The following is a 19966-nucleotide window of genomic DNA, read 5'->3' as shown; positions in this document are numbered from 1 at the left end:
CTCTATGAAAATCTACACTACTGAATCCGGCCTCTGCGTTGAAGTCGATGGCAGCTACCAGATGCTCCCTGCCTCATTCGACCTCGACCGCCTATTCACAGCTCCCGATGCGCTCGCCTTACTCGGGGAGGTCTGCGCCGATGCGCACGCTGTTGAGTGTTGTCCGCCGCTGCTCAGACCGCTCGTGCAGTCGCAGGAAGTGTGGGCTGCCGGAGTGACCTACTATCGCAGCCGCACCGCGCGTATGGAGGAGTCGGTCGAAGCGGAGGGCGCACGCTTCTATGATCGAGTTTATGAAGCTGAGCGCCCGGAGTTGTTCTTCAAAGCCACGCCGCACCGCGTCGTCGCTCCTGGTGGTGCACTGCGCATTCGGTCCGATTCCCGTTGGAACGTGCCGGAGCCGGAGCTGACTCTAGCCATCAATACAAATGGGAAAATCTTCGGTTACACCATCGGTAATGACATGTCCTCCCGCGACATTGAGGGTGAAAATCCGCTTTATCTGCCGCAGGCCAAAGTTTATGACCGCTGCGCAGCACTCGGGCCATGCCTGCTCATCAGTGACACACTACCAGGCTCGGAGACCGTCATCCTGCTCGAAATCCGGCGTGCTGGGCAGACCGTGTTTTCCGGCGACACCACACTCGCGCAAATCAAGCGCCCGCTGGATTCGCTGGCCGCCTGGTTGTTCCGCGACAATGCCTTCCCTCGCGGCTGCTACCTCATGACAGGCACCGGCATTGTGCCGCCGGATGACTTCACTTTGCAATCCGGCGACGAAGTGCGCATCACCATCCCGCCCATCGGCACACTCATCAACACCATCGCCTGAGCCCCTATGAAACTACACGGATTGAGCAGCATCGCCGGGCAGCCCGGCACCGTAGGCGGCACCACCTTTCGCGCGGTGAATCCAGCAAAGCTGGAGTCGCTGGAGACGGTTTTTCACGAGGCATCAGAACTTGAGGTGGACCAAGCGATGAACACCTCCACTGCTGCGTTTGAGCAGTGGCGCGTATGTCCAGGCGAGCAGCGAGCGCTTTTTCTGGAAGCCATCGCGGAGGAAATCGAAGCGCTCGGTGAGAGCCTGCTGGCGTGCGCGCACGCCGAGACCGGACTGCCAATGCCTCGGCTGCTTGGAGAGCGTGCCCGCACCTGCGGACAGCTGCGGCTCTTTGCCACCGTGGCGAGAGAGGGCTCCTGGGTGGACGCCCGCATCGACTCGGCTCTGCCGCAACGCCAGCCGTTACCGCGTCCTGACTTGCGCCGTTGCTTGATTCCCCTCGGTCCAGTCGTGGTCTTTGGTTCGAGCAATTTCCCACTCGCTTTCTCCGTGGCTGGTGGCGACACCGCCTCAGCTTTTGCAGCCGGATGCACCGTAGTGGTGAAGGCACACCGTGCGCACCCCGGCACATCCGAGCTTGTCGGGAGCGCGGTGAATCGGGCTGTTGCATCCTGCGGGCTTCCTCCCGGCATCTTCTCCTACATCCATGGCAATGGTGCGGTCGTCGGCATGGCGATGGCTCGACATCCGGCCACGTCAGCGGTGGCTTTTACCGGCTCTCATGCCGCAGGTCGCGCCTTGTATGATGCTGCTTCGGCCCGGCCCCGCCCCATCCCGGTCTTTGCCGAAATGAGCAGCCTAAACCCAGTCTTTTTGCTGCCCGGCGCACTCGCTGAGTGTGGTGAGAAACTTGCCCAAGGTCTGCTAGCCTCATGCACGCTCGGGATTGGTCAGTTCTGCACCAAGCCGGGACTGGTCTTCATGCTCAGGAGCGCAGATGCCGATGCTTTCCTGCAATCCCTCGGCGCCTTGGTTCGCAGCGCTCCCAGCGGCGTCATGCTCACATCCGGCATTCGCACGGCCTTCACAGAGCATCGGGATGCCATCATCCGTGTTCCCGGAGTCCGCCTGCTCGCTTCAGCGGAAGCCACGCCTGACGCTTTGGGCGCTCAGATTCAGCCCAGTGTGGCTGTCACCACCGCGCATGACTTTCTCGCGACGCCCACGCTGGCGACTGAGGCTTTTGGACCCTTCGCACTCGTCGTCATGGCAGAGAGTGCAGACGAAATACTCGCCTGTGCCGCAGCTCTGGAAGGCCAACTCACCGCCACCATCCACGGCAACTCCGCCGACCTCACGAGTGCGCGGACGCTGCTCGCGCATCTCGAACAAAGGGCGGGTCGCATCGTCATCAATGCGTTCCCCACCGGCGTCGAAGTTTGCCATGCGATGAATCACGGTGGCCCGTATCCGGCCACCACGGATACCCGCTACACCTCCGTCGGCACCGCAGCCATGCTGCGCTTTGCCCGTCCCGTCTGCTATCAGGACATGCCAGACGACCTGCTCCCACCAGCGCTGCAAAACGCCAACCCGCTAACGATCCGACGCCTCCTCAATGGCGAATCCACCCCCGGCGAGGGTTGATCTCCAACCACTTTTCTTTCCACCATGAAAACCTCCACAGGCACCACGCTCATTACCAACGGCCAGCTCATTGACGGCACTGGCAAGGCCCCCGTCCCGAATGCCGCCGTCATCGTCACCGACGGATTCATCACTTACGCCGGACCTGCCGCTGATGCGCCGAAACTGCCGCCCGAAGCGGTAACCATCGACGCACACGGCGGCACCATCATGCCGGGACTCATCGAGGCGCACATCCATCTCACCTACTTCAATGTCACCGAGCTACAGGACCTCGACATCAAGTTCCCGGTCGAATACGTGACGCTACAATCGGCAGTGAATGCGAAGACCGCGCTCGAATGCGGCTATACCTCCGCGCGCAGCGGCGGTTGCTTGCACAACATCGACGTGTGGATGAAAAAGGCCATCGAGGAGGGCATGATTCCCGGCCCGCGCTTGAGCGCCAGCGGTCGCGAAATCTGCGGTGCGGGTGGTTTGATGGACTGGAACCCGGACTATCGGAAGATCGGCATGGAAGGCATTGTCTTCATCGTCAACGGGCCCGACGAAGCCCGCGTAGCCGTGCGCAAGCTGGTCAAAGACGGCATCGAGTGGGTGAAGACTTATCCCACAGGCGACGCTGCCTCTCCCGACATCAACGACCATCACACGCTATGCATGACGTTTGATGAAATGCATGCCGTCGTCGCCACCGCGCACAACCACGGCCTCAAAGTCACCGGTCACTGCCGCGCCACCGAAGGCATCCGCAACGCGCTGAAGGCCGGTTACGACGCCATCGAGCACGGCACCTTCATGGATGACGAATGCCTCGAACTCCTGCTCAAGCGCAACGTGCCGATGTGCCCCGGCCTTGGGTTCGAGCTGTTCAGCGTGCAGCGCGGCAAAGATTTCGGCCTTTCACAACGCGTCATTGATGGACACCAGGAAACCCTCGAAGCCGGCGCGGAGAGCTGCCGCCGCGTGCTCAAAGCCGGAGGCACATTGGGCCTCGGTGGCGACTACGGCTTCGGCTGGACGCCTCACGGCACCTACGCGCAGGAGCTGACCTTCTTCGTGAACTACGTTGGCTTCAGCGCACTCGACACCCTCACGTGCGCCACGCTCGGCGGCGCGAAGATGATGGGACGCGAGCATGAACTCGGCACGCTCGAAGCCGGCAAGCTCGCCGATGTGCTCGTGGTGAATGGCGACGTGCTCCAGGACATCTCCATCCTCGAAAACCGCGACAACCTCCTCGCCGTGATGCAGGGCGGCATCATCAAGGCCGGACAACTCGCGTGAACCTTCCCCACCTTCGTGTAGCGCGAAAATTCCTTTCCTCCGACAACAGCATGCAAACCACTAACCAACCATGAAACCCAAATCGCTCACCTCACTCGTCCTCCTCACCATCACCATTCTTGCGACGGCCTCCGCAAAGGTCACCGCTGCCGATGCACCGTCCATCTTCGACCGCAAGAACATAGCCGCATTGTGGATCGTGCCTTACGATGCGAAGAAGCGCGGCCCCGAGGAACGGGCGCTGATGCTGAAGGAGCTTGGCGTGACGAAGCTCGCCTACGATTGGCGCGCCGAACACGTCCCAACCTTCAATGCCGAAGTCGAAGCGATGCAGAAGCACGGCATCGAAATCACCGCGTGGTGGTATCCAGCACGAAATCCGCAAATCCTCGATGCCATCAAGAGCCACGGTATCCATCCACAGCTTTGGGTTTGCGGCTCGCGCACTATCACAACAACCAACGATGCCGAGCGAATCGAAGCCGAGGCGGCGCGCATCCGGCCCATCGCAGAGGATGCAGCGGCGCTCGGTTGCAAAGTGGGGCTCTACAATCATCGCGAGCCATGGTTTGAGGAGCAGGATCATCAAATCGCCATCATCGAGCGGCTGAAGCGCGGCGGCATCACGAACGTGGGCATCGTGTTTAACTTCCACCACTGGCGCGGCTCGCTGACGGAGTTCCCCGCGCTGTTCAAACGCATCCAGCCCTATCTGATCGCGGTGAATCTCAACGGCATGAGGGCCGACACCTCGCAGTATCCCGGCGTGCGTTACATCGGCTCCGATGAGTCGGAACTGGCGATGATTCGTGTCGTCGAAGCGAGCGGCTGGCGCGGTCCTGTCGGCGTCATCCACGAACGCGGCAACCTCGACGCCGCCGAGGGGATCAAGGGCAATTTGCAAGGCCTCGAGTGGGTTCAAAAGGAATTGCGTCGGGCAGGATCAGGCGGGCCAAAGCCGCAGGAGCCCACCCCCCGCCAAAGTGAAGACTAAGCCAGCGGCCTCCGCGACTCCACAACCCGACACGAAGAAATCCAAGTGAGGCACGCACTCATCACTGAACCCCTTGATCCCCATGGCTGCTACGAGGCGGACGTGGACTAGTCGAAAAAGCAAATACCAATCACTCCCTGTAGAAACGTCCAATACCATGAAACACACCCTCACACTCCTCACCGCTCTCCTGTTCGCGTCACAGGCCGCGCTGCACGCTGCCGATGCGCCTGCCACGGAATGGAAGAAATGAATCCCAACATCAAGCGCACACTCACCGTTGCCTGCTACTTTTGGAAATCAGCTTGGCAGGCTGTATGCCGAGACGCTTGCTGGAACTCCGGGAAGCGATGGATTTGAGCAACGTCCACCCCGGCTCGTGAGAGTGGCATCAGCCGGGCATTTTCGTCCTCTGAAAACTTTTTTCGGCAAATCGCCGTTTTCGTGGAGGGTTCCTTGTGATGACCGCTGCGGAGAACGACAGACATGACCGCTTCCTCAGGCTCTATGTGGAGCATGAAGAGGCGTTGCGTGGCTTTGTGCGCTCGCTGGTGCCCACGCTGGAGGATGCGCGCGAGGTCATGCAGCAGACGGCGGCGGTGCTGTGGCGGAAGTTTGATGACTCGGTGGACTTCCGTCCGTGGGCCTTTGGCGTGGCGAAGTTCGAGGCTCTCGCATTTCTCCGCGACAGGGCGCGTGACCGGCATGTGTTCGGCGATGAGGTGCTGGCTTTGCTGGAGGCCGATGCCATGGAGGCGGCCCGGTCGAGCGAGCAGGAGGAGCGGGCGCTGGAGGAGTGTTTGCAAAAGCTACCCGCAGCCCAGCGCGAACTGGTGGAGACGGCGTATGCGCCGGGCGTCCGCATGGATGAGCTAGCGCGTTCAGCGGGCCGCACACCGATGGCTCTTTATAAATCAATGCACCGCATCCGCATGACCTTGGCGGACTGTGTACAGCTCACCTTGAACCAAAAGGAGGAACTTGCATGAAATCGAGCGACACTCAGATGGAATTGGTGCGCCGCTACCTGGGCGGCGAGGCAACTCTGGAAGAGGCGCGAAGGCTGGAGTCCATGCTGGCAGTGGATGCGCAGCTGCGCCGGGACTATCTGGCCTATGCGCGTGTGGAGGCAGGCTTGTCGTCAAAGGTGCGGCCAAAGCTGGTCAAAACAGCCCCGCCGAACCGCTGGCTCTCCTGGCGTCCGCTCGCTGCTGCTGCCGCGTTAGTTCTGTTCGTCGGCGGCTGGGTGATTGGATCAAGCGCGAGAAAGGCTCCGATGCTGAGCGAGAAACCGGAGGCGGTGGACGATGGCGTGGCGTTGCTGACGCAGGTGGTTGATGCCAACTGGAAGGGGACTCATCAGCCACGTGCGGGAAACATTCTTTCCGCCGGGCGACTGCAACTTACGAGTGGTCTGGCGCAACTGGAATTCTACAGCGGTGCCCGCGTGATTCTGGAGGGGCCTGCGGAGTTGGAACTGGTATCGGCGAACCGCGCGGTATGCCACTCGGGGCGCATCCGTGCGTGGGTGCCGCCGCAGGCGCGGGGCTTTCAGGTGGTGTCGCCGGAATTTGAACTCATGGATCTCGGCACGGAGTTTGGCATGGAGGTGGGTGGAAATGCGGGGTCGAAGGTGGAGGTTTTCGATGGTGAAGTGGAGCTGCATCCGGCAGGTGCGGGTGCGCTGTCACCGGCTCCGCTGCGTCTGCTGGAAGGCGCGGGGATTGCGTGGGCGAGCACCGGGCAAAGGACGGATATTCGCGCCAATGCGAGCGGCTTCCCGTCCTTCGACGATGTGCGCAGCCGCTCCGACCAGCGGGCAAAGGAGCGATATGCCGCGTGGCAGCAGTGGAACCGCACCATCGCGAACGATCCGCGCGTGGCGGTGCGCTATGACTTTGAAAAGTTGGATGCGCGGCTGATTGATTCTGGCCCTCAGCATGCGGACGGCTCCATCATTGGCTGCGAGGTGAGCAACGGCCGCTGGGCTGAAAAAGGCGCGTTGGAGTTCAAGCGGCCCAGCGACCGTATCCGCGTCAACATTCCCGGCAGCTATGGCACGCTCACCCTCAGTGCGTGGATTCGGCTCGATACGATTCCCGGGCGTATGCAGGGCTTGCTGCTCACGGATGGGCATGAGCTGGGCTGCCCGCACTGGCAGATCGCGCCTACGGGGCAGTTGCGTTTTGGCGTGCTGGTCGCCGCACCGGACGGTGCGTTGAAGGGAACGGGCTATGGCTCTCCGGAGTTGTTTCATCCGCGGCGAGTCGGTGTGTGGACCTTTGTCGCGACGACTTATGACAACCACGGTGGCAAAGTGCGCCACTTCCTGAACGGTAGAGAGATGTCCACCGAATCGCTTGTCGGCAGGCAGACGTTGCGGATCGGCAAGGCCGACATTGGCAACTGGGGCCTTCCAATCGCCAACGGCTCGTGGCCGGTGCGCAACTTCGTGGGCCGGATTGATGAAATGACACTGTGGAATGTCGCCCTCACTGAATCCGAATTGCTCGAAATCTATCAGAACACGCGCCCCTGAACCCACCGCCCTGTCTTCCCATGACGCCTTCACTCATTTCCTTTCTGCCTCGCTCGCGTGCGCTTGTCACTTTCGCTGCGACGATCCGGTGCCTCCTTCTGCTGCACTCGGGCTTGGTGTTCGCCGCTGAATCTCCGCAGGCAGCCTTCCCCGAGAAGCACCGTGCGTTGCTCAAGGAACACTGCTTCTCCTGCCACAATGCGGAGAAGCAGAAGGGCAAGTTCCGCCTCGACGACCTTGCGTTCTCCATCACCGACAATCGCAGTGCGGAACGCTGGCAGAAGGTGCTCAACGCGGTGAACTCGGGTGACATGCCGCCAGAGGATGAGAAGCGGTTGCCTTCCAATGCGAAGGCGGACTTTCTCGACGATCTCGCGAAGACCGTCGTCGTCGCACGGCGCAATCTCAGCGACTCGCGTGGCGTCATCACCATGCGGCGGCTGAATCAGCGCGAATACGGGAACACCCTAGAGGCCCTGTTCGGAATGGGTATCCCGGTGAATGAACTGCCTGCGGATACCAGCGCGACCAACTTCGACACGGCGGGCAGCAGCCTCTTCCTCTCGGGAGATCAGGTTGAGCAATACCTCGACCTCGGACGCACGGCGGTTGCAGAAGCGCTAGCGCGGCATGACCAAGCAGATGCTGTCGTAAAGAAACGCTTCGAGGGGGAAACCGGCGCAATGGAAACCGTGGCGAAATCCCTCAGGGAACGCACCGAAGGTCATCGGCGTTTCCTGATCTGGAAACGTGCGGTCGACCAGGCTGCCGCCAAACCGGAGAACCGAGAAGCCGTCGCAGCGATTCGTAATGAACTCAAGAACGAGCCGAACGCGATCTATCATCGTTGGGACAAAGTTCCTGGCGCGCCATCGCCGACGACGTTTGGTTTCACCGATGCCTTCCACGCGATGCACGTCGGTCTGGGGCAGTGGAATCTCGTGCCGTATCAGGCGTGGTATCTCTCCATGCCCGAAAACCGCACGGGCACCTGGCTCACCGTCGGCGACAATGCGGTCAGGTCCTACTTTTCCTTCGCCACGCACGGCTGTCCGGCCGGGGACTACGTCGTCCGCCTCCGGTTAGCCGCATCGAAAAATGTGGACGCGCAACGGCGCTTCATCGAATTCGGCCTCGGCGGCGGCAATCCGTTCAATCACGACAGCCGGCACATGGTAAGCGGCACGCTGGTTTCCCCGCAGATCATTGAGATTCCCGTGACGCTGCATGGGAACGTCGTTTCCTTCTTCGTCCGCGAACGCGGCACGCACGACGACGACAGCCAACCCGTGCGGAAGCAGGGTGCGGGCATTACAGAAAATGGCGTCGGTCCCGACTTCGCCATCTGGCTGGACTATGCCGAACTGGAGAAACTCCCCGCCAAGCCGGACGCGCCCGGCATGAAGGCGCTCACGCCAGTCCTCGGCGCTGTGGATCGCCAGTTCGCTCCCGAAGCTTTGCGCCAGGCACTGGAGGCTTTCTGTGTCGAGGCTTACCGTGGCAGGCAGCCGTCACCGGCGTTTGTGGATCGCCTCATCGGCATCTACAATGACCACCGCCAGCACGGTGCCGCTCATCGCGCAGCGCTGAAGGAAGCGCTCGCCGTCGTGCTCGCTTCACCCCGCTTCCTCTACCTCAACGAGCCGCAGCCATCCACTGCGCCCGACCATTACAATGCAGCTGCGGGCAATCTCCCCGCCGCCGACCTCGCCATTCGCCTCAGCTATCTTTTGTGGGGTGCGCCTCCCGATGGCGAGCTGCGCACCCTCGCCGCCAATGGTGACTTGCTGAAGCCCGATGTCTTAAAGAAGCAGACCGATCGCCTACTCGCTGATTCTCGTTCGGCAGGTTTCACGCGACCCTTCCTGCATCAATGGCTGCGGATGGATCGGTTGGATTTCTTCCGCTTCAATAATGCCCGTTACCCCAACTTCGACCTCGCTACGAAAGAAGCGGCGCGTCTGGAAGTCTTCGAAACCTTTGCCTATCTGCTGCGCGAGAATCGCAGCGCCCGCGATTTACTGAAGGCCGACTACGTCGTCGTGGACGGTCTGCTCGCGAACTATTACGGGCTCGACGATGTCGGCAGCGATGAGTTCCGCGCCGTAAAGCTGCCCGCTGGCTCGCCCCGTGGAGGATTGCTCGGCATGGCGGCGATTCATGCGATGGGCAGCAATGGCGAACACAGCAGCCCCGTGGAACGCGGCGCATGGGTGCTGCGCAAGCTGCTCAACGATCCGCCACCGCCCGCACCCGCGAATGTGCCGCAGCTCACGCGACTCGAAGACAAACTTCTCACCACCCGCGAGCGCCTGCTGGCGCATCAGGAGCAGCCCCAATGCGCGAGTTGCCACCGCCGCATCGATCCGATCGGCTTCGGCTTGGAAAACTTCGATGCCGTGGGCCAGTGGCGCACGGAGGATTCCTATGAACGCACCGGGCTGGGGAAGAAGACGTGGCCAATCGATCCGGCCGGCGCTTTCCACAAGGGCACCGCCTTCGCCGGCTACGAGCAGCTTCGCGATCTCATCGCCGCTCGCTCCGATGACTTCGCCCGAGGCCTCAGCGCCGCGCTCGTGGAGTATGCGCTCGGCCACTCCGCCGGATTCAGCGACGGGCCGGTCATCGAGCGGATGATCGCCGAGTCGAAGGCGCAAAACTTCGCCCTCCGTTCCTTCATCCATACCCTCGTCCAAAGCCGCGAGTTTCAGACCAAATAGTCACATCAACACATCGCCCTCATGCACACCCGCCGTCTCATGAAATCCTCAGCCCCGCTCATTGTCGCACTTGCTCTCGTGCCACTAATCATCGCAGGCATGGCCGCAGCCGAAGACAAGGCGGCTCCGGCTCCAGTGCAGCTTTGGAGAGATTACGACCCCGACAAGGGCGACCTCAAAGAGGAGGTCGTGAAGGTGGAAACGAAAGACGGCATCCTCCATCGCGACTCCTACATCAGCGCATATGTGCTCGGTGAAGAGATTCGTGTTTACTGCCGCTACAGCGTGAAGACGGGTGCGACGAAGGCTCCGGGCCTCCTGGTGGTGCATGGCTGGATGGGCGCGGCGGAGCCAGACCGGAAATTTGTCGAGGACGGCTGGGCGGTGATGGCGCATGACTACTGCGGTCGGACGGGAACCCGCCCTCACTTCACCAAGTATCCAGAGAAGCTGCGGCACGGAAACATGGATCGAACGGTGGCGGGACCGGTGCGGGCTCAGGACCTGGACGGAAAGCAAATCACCGATCCGAAGCAGACTTCCGACTACGTGTGGTATGCGATCCAGCGCCGGGTGCTGAGTTATCTCGAACAGCAGAAGGAAGTGGATCGCACGCGGCTCGGAGCGACGGGGTATTCGTATGGCGGCACGCTGATGTGGAATCTCGCCACCGATCCACGGGTGAAGGCAGTCGCCGCCTACTTCGGCATCGGTTACAACGACTACTACCGCGACAAGCAGGTCTGGCTTTACAACGTGCCCTACACCGAGCCACCGAAGTCGCCGGGAGAAGAGATCATCATGGCTTCAATCGCGCCCGAGGCTCATGTGCCATTCATCACGGCGGCAACGTTGTTTTTGAACGGCTCGAACGATCATCATGGCGGCCACGAACGCGGGCTGGAGAGCTTCAAGAAGTTCCCGAAGAACGTGCCGTGGTCGTTTGCAATTCAAGCACGCGGACATCACGACACTGAGAAGATCGGGCAGAACACCAAGTTCTGGTTGGAAAAGCATGTGCTCGGCAAAGACGTGACTTGGCCGGAGCATCCGAGGTCCGAGATCCGTCTGGATGCCGAAGGCGTGCCGGAACTCGTCATCACTCCGGCGTCACCCGACACCGTGCGCAAGGTCGAGTTGTTTTACGCGCTCAAGAACCCGTGCAGCTACACCCGCTCCTGGCGAGACACTCCCAGCGTGAGGCAGGGACAACAGTGGGTGGGCAAGATGCCCGTGCTCAATGTGGACGACTATGTCTTCGGCTACGCCAACATCACTTACGACACGACCATCGTCCGCTCGACCGATTTCAACGCAGCGATCCCTGCTAAGCTCGGCAACGCGGTGGCCACAGACAAACCATCGAACGAGATTTCCGACAGCGGTTACAGCGCCTGGAGCAACATCGCCGAACTCGAAGGCCCCAAAGGCATCAAGGGATTTCGTTCGACGAACAACGGACGCGGTTCCGGCACCGAGCAACTGCACGATCCCAAATGGCAAGCTCCTGCCAACTCGCGGCTGAGCTTCAAGTTCTACTGCACCGAGCCGCAAACTGTGGTGCTCACCGCCGCCGATTACAACACCGTCGAGCTTGAGATCACCGCCTCCGACAACTGGCAGGAGATGACCATAGCCCCAGAGCGCCTGATCAACCGCTTCAGCCAGAAGCCAATGCCCGACTGGTCCCGAGTCGGAAAGTTTCACTTTCTGCCCAAGGAGAGGTCCGACCTGACCAAGATCATCTTCGCAGACTTCAAATGGGTGACCCCGGAAGCCCAAAAACCGTGAGCCGCCTTTCCACGCACTTCCAGACATCGCCAGAACCCATCGCCACCCACCATCCCCATTCCCATTCCCATGTTCACCCGCCGCCACTTCCTCCGTTCCAGTCCCGCGCTCATTGCGCTGCCGTTTCTTGAGTCACTCGGCTTTCGCCGCTTCGCCTCCGCTGCCGTGCCCGCTGCACCGGCGAAGCGCATGATCTTCCTCGGCATCGGCTTCGGCGTGACCAAGGAAACGTGGTATCCCGATGTGAAACAGACCGGCACGGATTACACGCTGCCGCCGGGACTGGCTCCGCTCGCGCGGCATCGAAAGGACTTCACCATCGTGCAGGGGCTCACAAATCGGTATTCCGAGGATGCGCACGGCGGCAGCACCCGCTGGCTCACCGGTGCGAATGCACACGAAGGCGGTGCCTCCGCGCACAACAGCATCTCTGTGGACCAGGCGGCGGCGGCCGCCTTTGGCAAAGACACGCGCTTCGCTTCGCTCCAGCTCAATGGCAGCGACAAAGACCTTTCCGGTCCCGGTCACGGCGCGGGCCTCTCACTCGCGTGGGACAGCCGGGGCAAACCCATCGCGGGCATCAACTCACCGCTCGCTGTTTTTCACCGCCTCTTCTCCGCCGAGCAAGTGCCGCTCGATCAACTCCGTCTGCGAATGACGCAAAAGCGCAGCCTGCTCGATGCCGTGATGGTCGAGGCACAAGACCTCCAGCGCGGACTGGCGAAGAACGACGTGGAGAAGCTCGACGAGTATTTCCAAGGCATCCGCGAAATCGAACTGCGCATCGCCAAGGAAGAGCAATGGCAGTCCGTGCCAAAGCCCAAAGCCCCGCTGCCGCAGCCGCCGGATGGCCGTTCTGGCGTGGAGGAAATCAAGCTCATGTATGACCTCATGGTCGCCACGCTCCAGACCGACAGCACCCGCGTGCTCACCTACCGCCTGCCCATCGCCAACCTGCTCACCAGCCTCGGCGTCAAGGTCGCCGCGCACGACATGAGCCACTACAGCCCCGGCGAGCGCATGGAAGCCTCCCAGAAACGCGACGTCGCACACAGCGAACTCCTCGCCGGTCTGCTCGACAAACTCAAGACCGTCAAAGAAGCCAACGGCACCCGCCTCTTCGACCACAGCACGGTCGTCTTCGGCAGCAACCTCAGCACCGTCCACAACCTCACCAACTGCCCCACGCTCATCGCCGGTGGCGGAGCGGGCATCAAACTCGGCCACCACCTCGTCGCCTCCAAAGACACGCCGCTCTGCAACGCTTGGCTCACGCTACTTCACGGCAGCGGCGTTAATGTCGAACGTCACGGTGACAGCTCGGGCCTGCTGAAGGAACTCGCGGCCTGATGAATGCAATCCAGCGAGACCAAACAAGCAATGCCAACACCTTCGGCGACACCGGTCAGCGATAAGTCGAAACTCGTGTTGTTCCGTGTCGTCGAAGCGAGCGGCTGGCGCGGCCCGGTCGGCGTCATCCACGAACGCGGCAACCTAGACGCCGCCGGGGGGTCAAGGGCAACCTGCAAGGCCTCGAGTGGGTTCAAAAGGAACTGCGTCAGCCCGGATCAGGCGGACCAAAGCCACACGAGCCCACGCCACCTGCCAGAGTGCTGCCCAAGCCAGCGGCCTCCGCGAGTCCGTAAACCAGACACCAAGAACTCCAAATGAAACACACACTCACACTCCTCACCGCGCTGCTGCTGGCGGTGCCCGCCGCACAGGCTGCGAGCTCGCTTTATGCATCAAGCCAAAGTCCAGCCGCCTTTGATCTTCGCCTCATCGAGGCAGGCGCGGTTCCACAGAGTCGGGCAGGGTTGAGTGAGTTTGCATCACTCTCTTTCCCGACACTGGAGCCGAGAGTGCCAAAAAAAGTCGCTGGGATCATCTGGCTGCACTGGGCGAAGGAACTCTGGGAAGCGATAGGTCTGAGCCACGTCCACCCTCGCTCGCCAGAGTAGTATCTGCTGGTCATTTTCGCCCTCTGAAATTTTTTTCGGCAAATGAAGCCGGAACGGAAACGCTATGATGTGACTTCACTATGTCGTAGCAGCTCGACCATCCCCCATGGTCAGTTCCTCCGCCTTGAAGTCGTGTCGCACCCGTTTGCATAGCAGATGCAGTTTCACTTGAAGGAAGAACGGAGGGGAGGCGCTCACTCCCCTTCAGGAGGAAGATCAGAATCAGTTTCCCCTCAAAGTCTGCGTATTCTCCATCATGCCAGCACTTCTCCTCGACAACGGAACTACCATCACCAACCACATGACAGATCACGGCCAATGAGTGTGCGGATGCAGCGCGCCAAGGAGCTCTACCTCGGGAAGTCGCCAGCGCGGTATCGGGAGCAGCGGTAAGGACTGCTTGAGACGGGTGTGCGTTTTCGTCACCTGCTGGTGTGTGTTGGCGGCTTCACTTGGAGTGGGGCTGGGCCTATATGTCCTTCTCATTCCTTCACTTTTGTCCCGCAAACCACCGACGCCACCATCGCTATGCCCCAGGTCAAACATTACGGCTGCTTCCAATTCAAAGCCCACATCACTCCAGAACAGATCGTCGAGTGTTTCGCCTCCATGTCGAGCATGGTCGGGCGCATTCCCGGTCTGCTTGATTTCAGCCACGGCCCCTACGACTCCGGCGAGGGCTTGAACGACGGTTTCACGCACGGCTTCATCATGACGTTCGCCAGCTCACAGGCGCGCGATGAGTATCTGCCGCATCCCCTTCACGAAGAAGTGAAGGCGATCGTCGTGCCGTGCCTTGAGCGCGTGGTGGTCTTCGATTTCAACATGCCATTGTAATGCCCGTTTCACACACCAATTAAGCCGACTATGCCCACCCATTCACTACGCGTCCTCCTCCTGACGCTCCTCACCATCAGCGCCGCAGGGCAAAATGCCCCCACTTTGCTGGAGGGTGAAAAGCTCGCGGTGCGCAAGGTCAGCGGCCAGGCAAAGCCCCAGGATTTGCGCAGTTACAAGCAGGGCTCATGGAGCGGCTCGGCGCATCTCTGGTGGACTGGAGCCAAGCCTGACGATGCACTGGAACTGACTCTCCCCATCACCCAAGCGGGGGTTTACCAACTCGGCGCGGGTTTCACCAAAGCGCTCGATTACGGCATCTTCGACGTTTGGCTCAATGATCAGCTCTTGCTCGAAAAACTCGATCTCTACAACCCTGAGGTGGTCCACACTGGCACGTTGCCGCTGGGGCCTCGTCTTGAACTGAAGGCAGGCGAGCAGGTGCTGCGATTTGTGGTGCGCGGAGCCAATCCCGCAGCGCGCAAAAGCCACATGCTCGGCCTCGATTACGTCGTGCTCGCACCCGGCGAAAAAGCAGACGTGGTGGCGGCGGCGAAATCCGTGCTTCAGGTGCGGCCAAAGAGCACGGAGGCACTCGCACGAGCCATAGGCTACAACAATGAATCCGTGCAGGCGCTCAGCGCGACTGAACAGCGAAAGCGTTTCACGCTGCCGGAAGGCTTCAGCGTCGAACTCGTCGCCAGTGAGGTAACGGGGCTGCCGAAGCCGACGATGGTCGCCTTTGACGATGCTGGCCGCATGTGGTCGGCCACGGCGACGATGTATCCCTGCGACAATGATCCCGAAATTTGGAAGCGACCTGGCAAAGACCGCATCGTGGTGTTTGAAACGCCCACGGCGCGCTCGCCGCAGACGCCGCGTGTGTTTGCAGACGGAATGGTGATGCCGCTTTCATTGCTGCCGCGCGGTCGCGGGGTGTATGTCGCGCAGGGGCCGGAGATCTTCTTCCTCGACGACAATGACGGCGACGGCCGCGGGGACGAGCGACGCGTCTTACTGCGGGGTTTTGGCACGCAGGACACGCACACGCTGCCGCATCAGCTCACGTGGATGCCGGGCGGGCGCGTGTTGTTTTCGCAGGGGTTGCTGAATCGCGGCACGATGACCGACGCCTCCGGTGCATCGTTTGTCTTCAATCGCACGCTCGTTGCTTCGACGGCCCCCGACGGCACAGACACCCGCATCCTCAGCGCGGGGCTGAACAATATCTGGGGGTGGGGTCTCGGTCGCACCGGGCGCGTGTTCATCCACGAGGCCAATGATCTCGGCTACAGTGTGGTGCCGTTTGAGGAGGATTCCAGTTATCCGGCCTACATTTCCATGCGGCTGCATCCGAATGCGCCGATGCATCCACCCACGGCCTGGGAGCTGAACCTGGGCGGCACGGGCTTCTCCGGCCTAGCGATCTGCGATGACCTCAGTGGCAGTTTTCCAGCGCCGTGGCACGGGCTGCTCTACATCGCGAACCCCATCCTCGGCAAAATCCACGCCATTTCCGCGAAGCTCGATGAGCGAGGCGTGTGGAGCTTCGAGAAACGCGGTGATCTGGTGTCATGCAGCGACACGATGTTCCGACCGGTGGCGATCACCTTCGGTCCCGATGGCTGCCTTTACATCACCGACTGGTATAACCGCATCATCTCGCACAACGAAATCCCACGCGACCATCCCGCCCGCGATAAAGAACACGGTCGTGTCTGGCGCGTGCGCCATAGCTCACAATCGCAGAGCCAAACGCCCGACATGACTCATGTGCCGACCGCCGAGCTGCCCGCGCATCTGCAAGCCGCGAGCACTTGGGAGATGCGCGCGGCGTGGCATCAGATCGGCGAGCGCAACGGAAAGGAACTCATCCCCGCGCTCTCGAAACTCGCCGCCGACGGGCAAGTCGCTGACGACGCCCGCATTCACGCACTGTGGTCGCTGGAAGAGCTCGGCCACTTTGACGCCGCCCTGTGGAAGACTCTGCTCAGCGCCCCTTCCATCGATCTTCGCCGCGAGGCCGTTCGCGTGCTCAGCACCTTGAAGGTGGCGGAGGACACGGCGTTCGATCTTCTGCAGCCGCTCGACTCCGAGACGCAGTGGACTGTCCGCTACGAGGTGCTGCGCTACTTTCGACGTGCCGCCGGGCCGGTGAATGCCAACCGCATCGCCTGGTTGAAACAGTGGAGTGCCACGCCTCCGCCGAAGGTTGAGATCAAAGGCTGGAACGGCAACTACCTCGCCCTTGGCGGCAGTTATGAGCAGGCCTTCCAAGACTTCTTGCTATCGCTGGCGGAAACCAAATCGCCCGCCGCCCAGCTGTTGGAATCGAAGTGGGACAAGGTCATTGGCACGGCCCCAGCACCCGCTGCCGACGAACAAACCAAGGTGCAAGCCCGCATCGCCGCTGTGACCGCGCTGCTGCCAAAGGCCAACGCTGCCGCCGGACGTCCCTTGTTCGAAGGCACCTGCATGTCGTGCCACGTCATCGGCGGCAAAGGCGTTTCGCTTGGCCCACCGCTCGACGGTTCGTCGAAGCGTGACATCGAGGGCCTGCTCACCTCCATCCTCGCCCCTGATGCTGCCGTTGAGCAAGTCTTCCGCCTCTACCGAATCGAAACGAAGACCGGCCAGCGCATCGAAGGCTTCAAGAAGTCCGAATCAGCCAAAGACATCACCGTCCTCCTCATGGGCGGCGTGCCGCAAGTGATCCCCGTGGCGGACATCAAGAACGCCGGCTACATCGCCGGAAAATCGGTCATGCTACCGCTCGCCAGTGGTTTCACGGATCAGCAACTCGTTGACTTGGTGGCGTATTTGCGGACCCTTCCATGACAGAAGATGCGGAAAATGGGCTGTCCAAGCCAGCGGCCTCCGTGAGTCCGCAACCAGACACCAAGAACTCCAAATGAAACCCACCCGCACCCTCTTCACCATCCTGCTACTCGCATCGCTGGCCGCCCTGCACGCCGCCGATCCCAAGCCAACTACTCCGTCGCGCGATGACGCCGGGTGGCTTCGTGAGAAAGGCACGCCCCTCTTTCACGACGCCTTTGAGCGTGAGGAAACCGGCAATGGCATGAAGGCCATCGGCAACGGTTGGGAGAGCGCCACGGCAGACCGGGTGCCGCAGATCAAACAGGCCGATCTCGACGGCGGCATCCTCAAGCTCGCCAGCGCCACGAAAGAAGCCGGACATGCCGCGCACATTCATCACGATGCCGGCTTCGCCGATGGCGGTGCCGTCGTGCGCTTCAAGTTTCCCGGCCTGAACAAAGATGAAGCACTCACGCTTGGCTTCGTGGACCGCGAGACCAAGGGCATCCATGCGGGCCATCTCTGCTACGGCGTCCTTTCGCAGAGCAACATCGTGCTCATGGATTCGAAGACCGGCGTGATGAATCTGGAGATCCGCAAGCGCAGGCAGGAGTATCTGGACCGAAAGGAGAAACTGCCCGCCGATCTCGAAGCCTTGTTGAAAACGAAGCAGATCACCGTCCCGTGGAAAGCGGACATCGACTGGCACGAACTCGTGCTCGTGACCGAAGGCGATGAACTACGGTTCAGCATTGATGGCAAACTCCTTGCCCATCACCGCTCCGAAGGCTTCGCCCATCCGATGAAGCGCTGGTTCAGTTTGCTGATGCCGAACACGGTATGGATCGACGACGTGAAGATTTGGAAAGTGAAGTGATTGCTCATTCCATGAAGCCCACGCTGCTCCTCGCGCCACTGGCCGTGCTCCACGCCGCAAGAGTTCCCATACCCACCGCGCCTGACAACCACGCCGCCCACGACTACGCCGAGCGCATCCGCGAGCGATTGCCTAGACGTTTTCAGGAATTGCGTGAGGCTGCGCGCCTGAGCATGTATGCGCTGTGGCAAAAGTGTGGTGTTTCGCGCACATGACGGCCGCATCACCGCGCTGGCCTGGCACCCCACACGGCCCATCCTCGCCACGACCTCTGATGACCTCAGCATCCGCCTCTGGGACCTCGACAGCGGCCGCCGCCTGGAGGAATTGCGCGGTCCCAACCGACCGCCGCAGCAGCTTTCCTTCAGCCGCAGCGGCCACCGGCTCGGCTGTGCTGCGGAGAACAATGAAACCCTCATCTGGGAGCCGCAGAGCTTGGCCGAAGCCAAACCGGCCTCCGGTCTCGAAGGCGAAGAAGACCTCTTCGCCAAGCTCACCCCCGCCATCGTCGAGAAGACCGGCAACGGCTGGCGCATGGAAAACGGAACGCTCAATAGCCCGGTCAAGCCCCATGCCACCCTGCCGCTGCCCGGCGACCTGAGCGGCACTAGGTATCAAGTACGCGTGAAGCTGCGGCAGCTCGGCCCGAAACAATCTTCCCCCCTCGTCATCCCCGTTGCGGACCGGATGTGCGGGTTCGAGCTGGAAGGTCGCCCCATGGCGGCATTTACACCGGCCTGGTCATGGTCAACGGCAAGTTTGGCAAAGACCTGCCGGGAGCCGTGCAGGGCAAACAGGTGAAGGACTCCGAGCCGCACGACCTGGAAGTGACCGTCCGCCAGGCCGGCCCGAGTGCCATTATCACGACCACACTCGATGGCCAGCCCCTCTACGAATGGGCCGGCCCGGTGTCCTCGCTCAGCCAGCATTCAGATTGGAAGAGCACGCACGGCGCCTTCGCTCTCGGCACCGTCGCCAGCGACTGGGTGGTGTCTGAGGTGAAGGTGAAGCGGCTGGGGAAGTAAGCTGCCTGGGACCATGCGCAGGAGCAGCGGCGAGCCCCTCCTAACACCCCGTTCCCGTGCCACGTCCAGAGCCAACACGCCCCGCCCCCCCTCAAAAGCCATTTCCTAGCAGATGATCGTCAAATCCGGCCAGCAGGCCGCTGGTCGCAAGCGCTGCCAAGGCCATGAGGCCACTAGGCATGAACTTACGACTCACCCACCAGCGGCAGCCAAAGAGGCAAAAGAGACACCCGACCATGAATCTCGCGACCGAGCGGGAAGTGGTTGCGCCGAAAAATCCCAATGCGGCGAACGCCAGGAGAACCGCGATAAGGCCACTCGTAAGCAGCGACACACGGCTCCCAGCTTTAAAGTAACCGACCAGCCCCCCAGTGAGAAGCACCACGATAAAACCCCATAACACTATATCAAAATTGGCCATGATGGGGAGGTTTCCAGTTTCACCAATTCATTGCAAGGAGAAAGGAATGCTGGCCGAAAGGGACTGAGATGGATTAGCTGCCGTCAGCTTGCGGGTGTGGGTTCTTTGTCTTTCGAGCCGGACCTGGCTTTGTCACAGCGGAGGCCCACTTTACGCCACAAGACCGCGCAAACGGCCCCGGAAACAATGCCGGGGACAAGGAAGGCCACAGCCATAAGGGCGTGATCGTAAGCAAGGACTTTCTCGGTGAAGATAAAAGCCCA

General features: G+C 61.3%; 18 protein-coding genes. 16 read left to right on the top strand and 2 right to left on the bottom strand.

What is annotated here, in order from left to right:
- Positions 1-4: 4 nt before the first annotated feature.
- From ACIREA_RS00540 to ACIREA_RS00465, 16 genes are all read left to right on the top strand, one after another.
- Positions 5-832 carry a fumarylacetoacetate hydrolase family protein gene (locus ACIREA_RS00540; RefSeq protein WP_397379464.1) on the top strand — a complete coding sequence of 276 codons (828 nt, stop codon included), beginning with the start codon at positions 5-7 and terminating at the stop codon, positions 830-832.
- 6 nt (positions 833-838) lie between these two features.
- Positions 839-2431: an aldehyde dehydrogenase (NADP(+)) gene (locus ACIREA_RS00535; RefSeq protein ID WP_397379462.1), complete on the top strand. Its 1593-nt coding sequence runs from the start codon at positions 839-841 to the stop codon at positions 2429-2431.
- Between the two features lie 24 nt (positions 2432-2455).
- Entirely contained in the window at positions 2456-3718 is a 1263-nt protein-coding gene (locus ACIREA_RS00530) for an amidohydrolase family protein (protein ID WP_397379459.1), read from the top strand.
- A gap of 70 nt (positions 3719-3788) precedes the next feature.
- Positions 3789-4712 carry a sugar phosphate isomerase/epimerase family protein gene (locus tag ACIREA_RS00525; RefSeq protein WP_397379457.1) on the top strand — a complete coding sequence of 308 codons (924 nt, stop codon included), beginning with the start codon at positions 3789-3791 and terminating at the stop codon, positions 4710-4712.
- 461 nt (positions 4713-5173) lie between these two features.
- Positions 5174-5701, top strand: coding sequence for a sigma-70 family RNA polymerase sigma factor (locus ACIREA_RS00520; protein WP_397379455.1), 528 nt, complete (start codon positions 5174-5176; stop codon positions 5699-5701).
- A complete protein-coding gene (locus ACIREA_RS00515; RefSeq protein WP_397379453.1) occupies positions 5698-7251 on the top strand; it encodes a LamG-like jellyroll fold domain-containing protein in 1554 nt (517 codons plus the stop codon). Before ACIREA_RS00520 ends, ACIREA_RS00515 begins: the two co-directional genes overlap by 4 nt.
- Before the next feature lie 20 nt (positions 7252-7271).
- Positions 7272-9971 (top strand): DUF1592 domain-containing protein, encoded by a 2700-nt coding sequence (locus ACIREA_RS00510; protein ID WP_397379451.1) that lies wholly within the window; start codon positions 7272-7274, stop codon positions 9969-9971.
- A 39-nt stretch (positions 9972-10010) separates the two neighbouring features.
- Positions 10011-11762 (top strand): dienelactone hydrolase family protein, encoded by a 1752-nt coding sequence (locus ACIREA_RS00505; RefSeq protein ID WP_397379449.1) that lies wholly within the window; start codon positions 10011-10013, stop codon positions 11760-11762.
- Between the two features lie 69 nt (positions 11763-11831).
- Entirely contained in the window at positions 11832-13112 is a 1281-nt protein-coding gene (locus ACIREA_RS00500) for a DUF1552 domain-containing protein (protein WP_397379446.1), read from the top strand.
- Between the two features lie 317 nt (positions 13113-13429).
- The gene (locus tag ACIREA_RS00495; RefSeq protein WP_397379444.1) at positions 13430-13723 is read left to right on the top strand and encodes a hypothetical protein; all 294 of its coding nucleotides are present in this window, start codon (positions 13430-13432) and stop codon (positions 13721-13723) included.
- Positions 13724-14251: 528 nt separating this feature from the next.
- Positions 14252-14560, top strand: a complete 309-nt coding sequence (locus ACIREA_RS00490) for a Dabb family protein (protein ID WP_397379442.1) — start codon at positions 14252-14254, stop codon at positions 14558-14560.
- A gap of 30 nt (positions 14561-14590) precedes the next feature.
- Positions 14591-17398, top strand: a complete 2808-nt coding sequence (locus tag ACIREA_RS00485) for a PVC-type heme-binding CxxCH protein (protein WP_397379439.1) — start codon at positions 14591-14593, stop codon at positions 17396-17398.
- Positions 17399-17471: 73 nt separating this feature from the next.
- The gene (locus ACIREA_RS00480) at positions 17472-18257 is read left to right on the top strand and encodes a hypothetical protein (RefSeq protein WP_397379436.1); all 786 of its coding nucleotides are present in this window, start codon (positions 17472-17474) and stop codon (positions 18255-18257) included.
- An 11-nt stretch (positions 18258-18268) separates the two neighbouring features.
- The gene (locus ACIREA_RS00475; protein ID WP_397379434.1) at positions 18269-18472 is read left to right on the top strand and encodes a hypothetical protein; all 204 of its coding nucleotides are present in this window, start codon (positions 18269-18271) and stop codon (positions 18470-18472) included.
- Positions 18456-19058: a WD40 repeat domain-containing protein gene (locus ACIREA_RS00470; RefSeq protein ID WP_397379431.1), complete on the top strand. Its 603-nt coding sequence runs from the start codon at positions 18456-18458 to the stop codon at positions 19056-19058. The genes ACIREA_RS00475 and ACIREA_RS00470 overlap by 17 nt, the downstream gene beginning before the upstream one ends.
- Complete coding sequence (locus tag ACIREA_RS00465; RefSeq protein WP_397379429.1) at positions 19001-19282, top strand: hypothetical protein; 282 nt, start codon at positions 19001-19003, stop codon at positions 19280-19282. Before ACIREA_RS00470 ends, ACIREA_RS00465 begins: the two co-directional genes overlap by 58 nt.
- Positions 19283-19373: 91 nt before the next feature.
- Here the strand turns inward: ACIREA_RS00465 and ACIREA_RS00460 are convergent, their stop codons facing one another.
- Together ACIREA_RS00460 and ACIREA_RS00455 are read right to left on the bottom strand one after the other, a co-directional pair.
- On the bottom strand, positions 19374-19703 hold the full coding sequence (locus ACIREA_RS00460) for a TMEM14 family protein (protein WP_397379426.1): 330 nt from the start codon (positions 19701-19703) through the stop codon (positions 19374-19376).
- Between the two features lie 83 nt (positions 19704-19786).
- Positions 19787-19966 (bottom strand): hypothetical protein (locus ACIREA_RS00455; RefSeq protein ID WP_397379424.1); only part of this gene is annotated, 180 nt, incomplete at its 5' end.

Origin of the sequence: Prosthecobacter sp. (assembly GCF_044373815.1) — a bacterium.
Classification (GTDB): Bacteria; Verrucomicrobiota; Verrucomicrobiia; order Verrucomicrobiales; family Verrucomicrobiaceae; genus Prosthecobacter.
The sequence above is the reverse complement of the archived record's forward strand: the minus strand, read 5'-3'. Positions and strand labels throughout refer to the sequence as shown.

Coding starts and splice junctions, on each gene's coding strand:
- ACIREA_RS00520 (WP_397379455.1), top strand. CDS start 5,174: ATGACCGCTGCGGAGAACGACAGACATGACCGCTTCCTCAGGCTCTAT.
- ACIREA_RS00525 (WP_397379457.1), top strand. CDS start 3,789: ATGAAACCCAAATCGCTCACCTCACTCGTCCTCCTCACCATCACCATT.
- ACIREA_RS00480 (WP_397379436.1), top strand. CDS start 17,472: ATGAAACCCACCCGCACCCTCTTCACCATCCTGCTACTCGCATCGCTG.
- ACIREA_RS00540 (WP_397379464.1), top strand. CDS start 5: ATGAAAATCTACACTACTGAATCCGGCCTCTGCGTTGAAGTCGATGGC.
- ACIREA_RS00475 (WP_397379434.1), top strand. CDS start 18,269: ATGAAGCCCACGCTGCTCCTCGCGCCACTGGCCGTGCTCCACGCCGCA.
- ACIREA_RS00535 (WP_397379462.1), top strand. CDS start 839: ATGAAACTACACGGATTGAGCAGCATCGCCGGGCAGCCCGGCACCGTA.
- ACIREA_RS00500 (WP_397379446.1), top strand. CDS start 11,832: ATGTTCACCCGCCGCCACTTCCTCCGTTCCAGTCCCGCGCTCATTGCG.
- ACIREA_RS00495 (WP_397379444.1), top strand. CDS start 13,430: ATGAAACACACACTCACACTCCTCACCGCGCTGCTGCTGGCGGTGCCC.
- ACIREA_RS00485 (WP_397379439.1), top strand. CDS start 14,591: ATGCCCACCCATTCACTACGCGTCCTCCTCCTGACGCTCCTCACCATC.
- ACIREA_RS00515 (WP_397379453.1), top strand. CDS start 5,698: ATGAAATCGAGCGACACTCAGATGGAATTGGTGCGCCGCTACCTGGGC.
- ACIREA_RS00505 (WP_397379449.1), top strand. CDS start 10,011: ATGAAATCCTCAGCCCCGCTCATTGTCGCACTTGCTCTCGTGCCACTA.
- ACIREA_RS00490 (WP_397379442.1), top strand. CDS start 14,252: ATGCCCCAGGTCAAACATTACGGCTGCTTCCAATTCAAAGCCCACATC.
- ACIREA_RS00460 (WP_397379426.1), bottom strand. CDS start 19,703: ATGGCCAATTTTGATATAGTGTTATGGGGTTTTATCGTGGTGCTTCTC.
- ACIREA_RS00465 (WP_397379429.1), top strand. CDS start 19,001: ATGGTCAACGGCAAGTTTGGCAAAGACCTGCCGGGAGCCGTGCAGGGC.
- ACIREA_RS00510 (WP_397379451.1), top strand. CDS start 7,272: ATGACGCCTTCACTCATTTCCTTTCTGCCTCGCTCGCGTGCGCTTGTC.
- ACIREA_RS00530 (WP_397379459.1), top strand. CDS start 2,456: ATGAAAACCTCCACAGGCACCACGCTCATTACCAACGGCCAGCTCATT.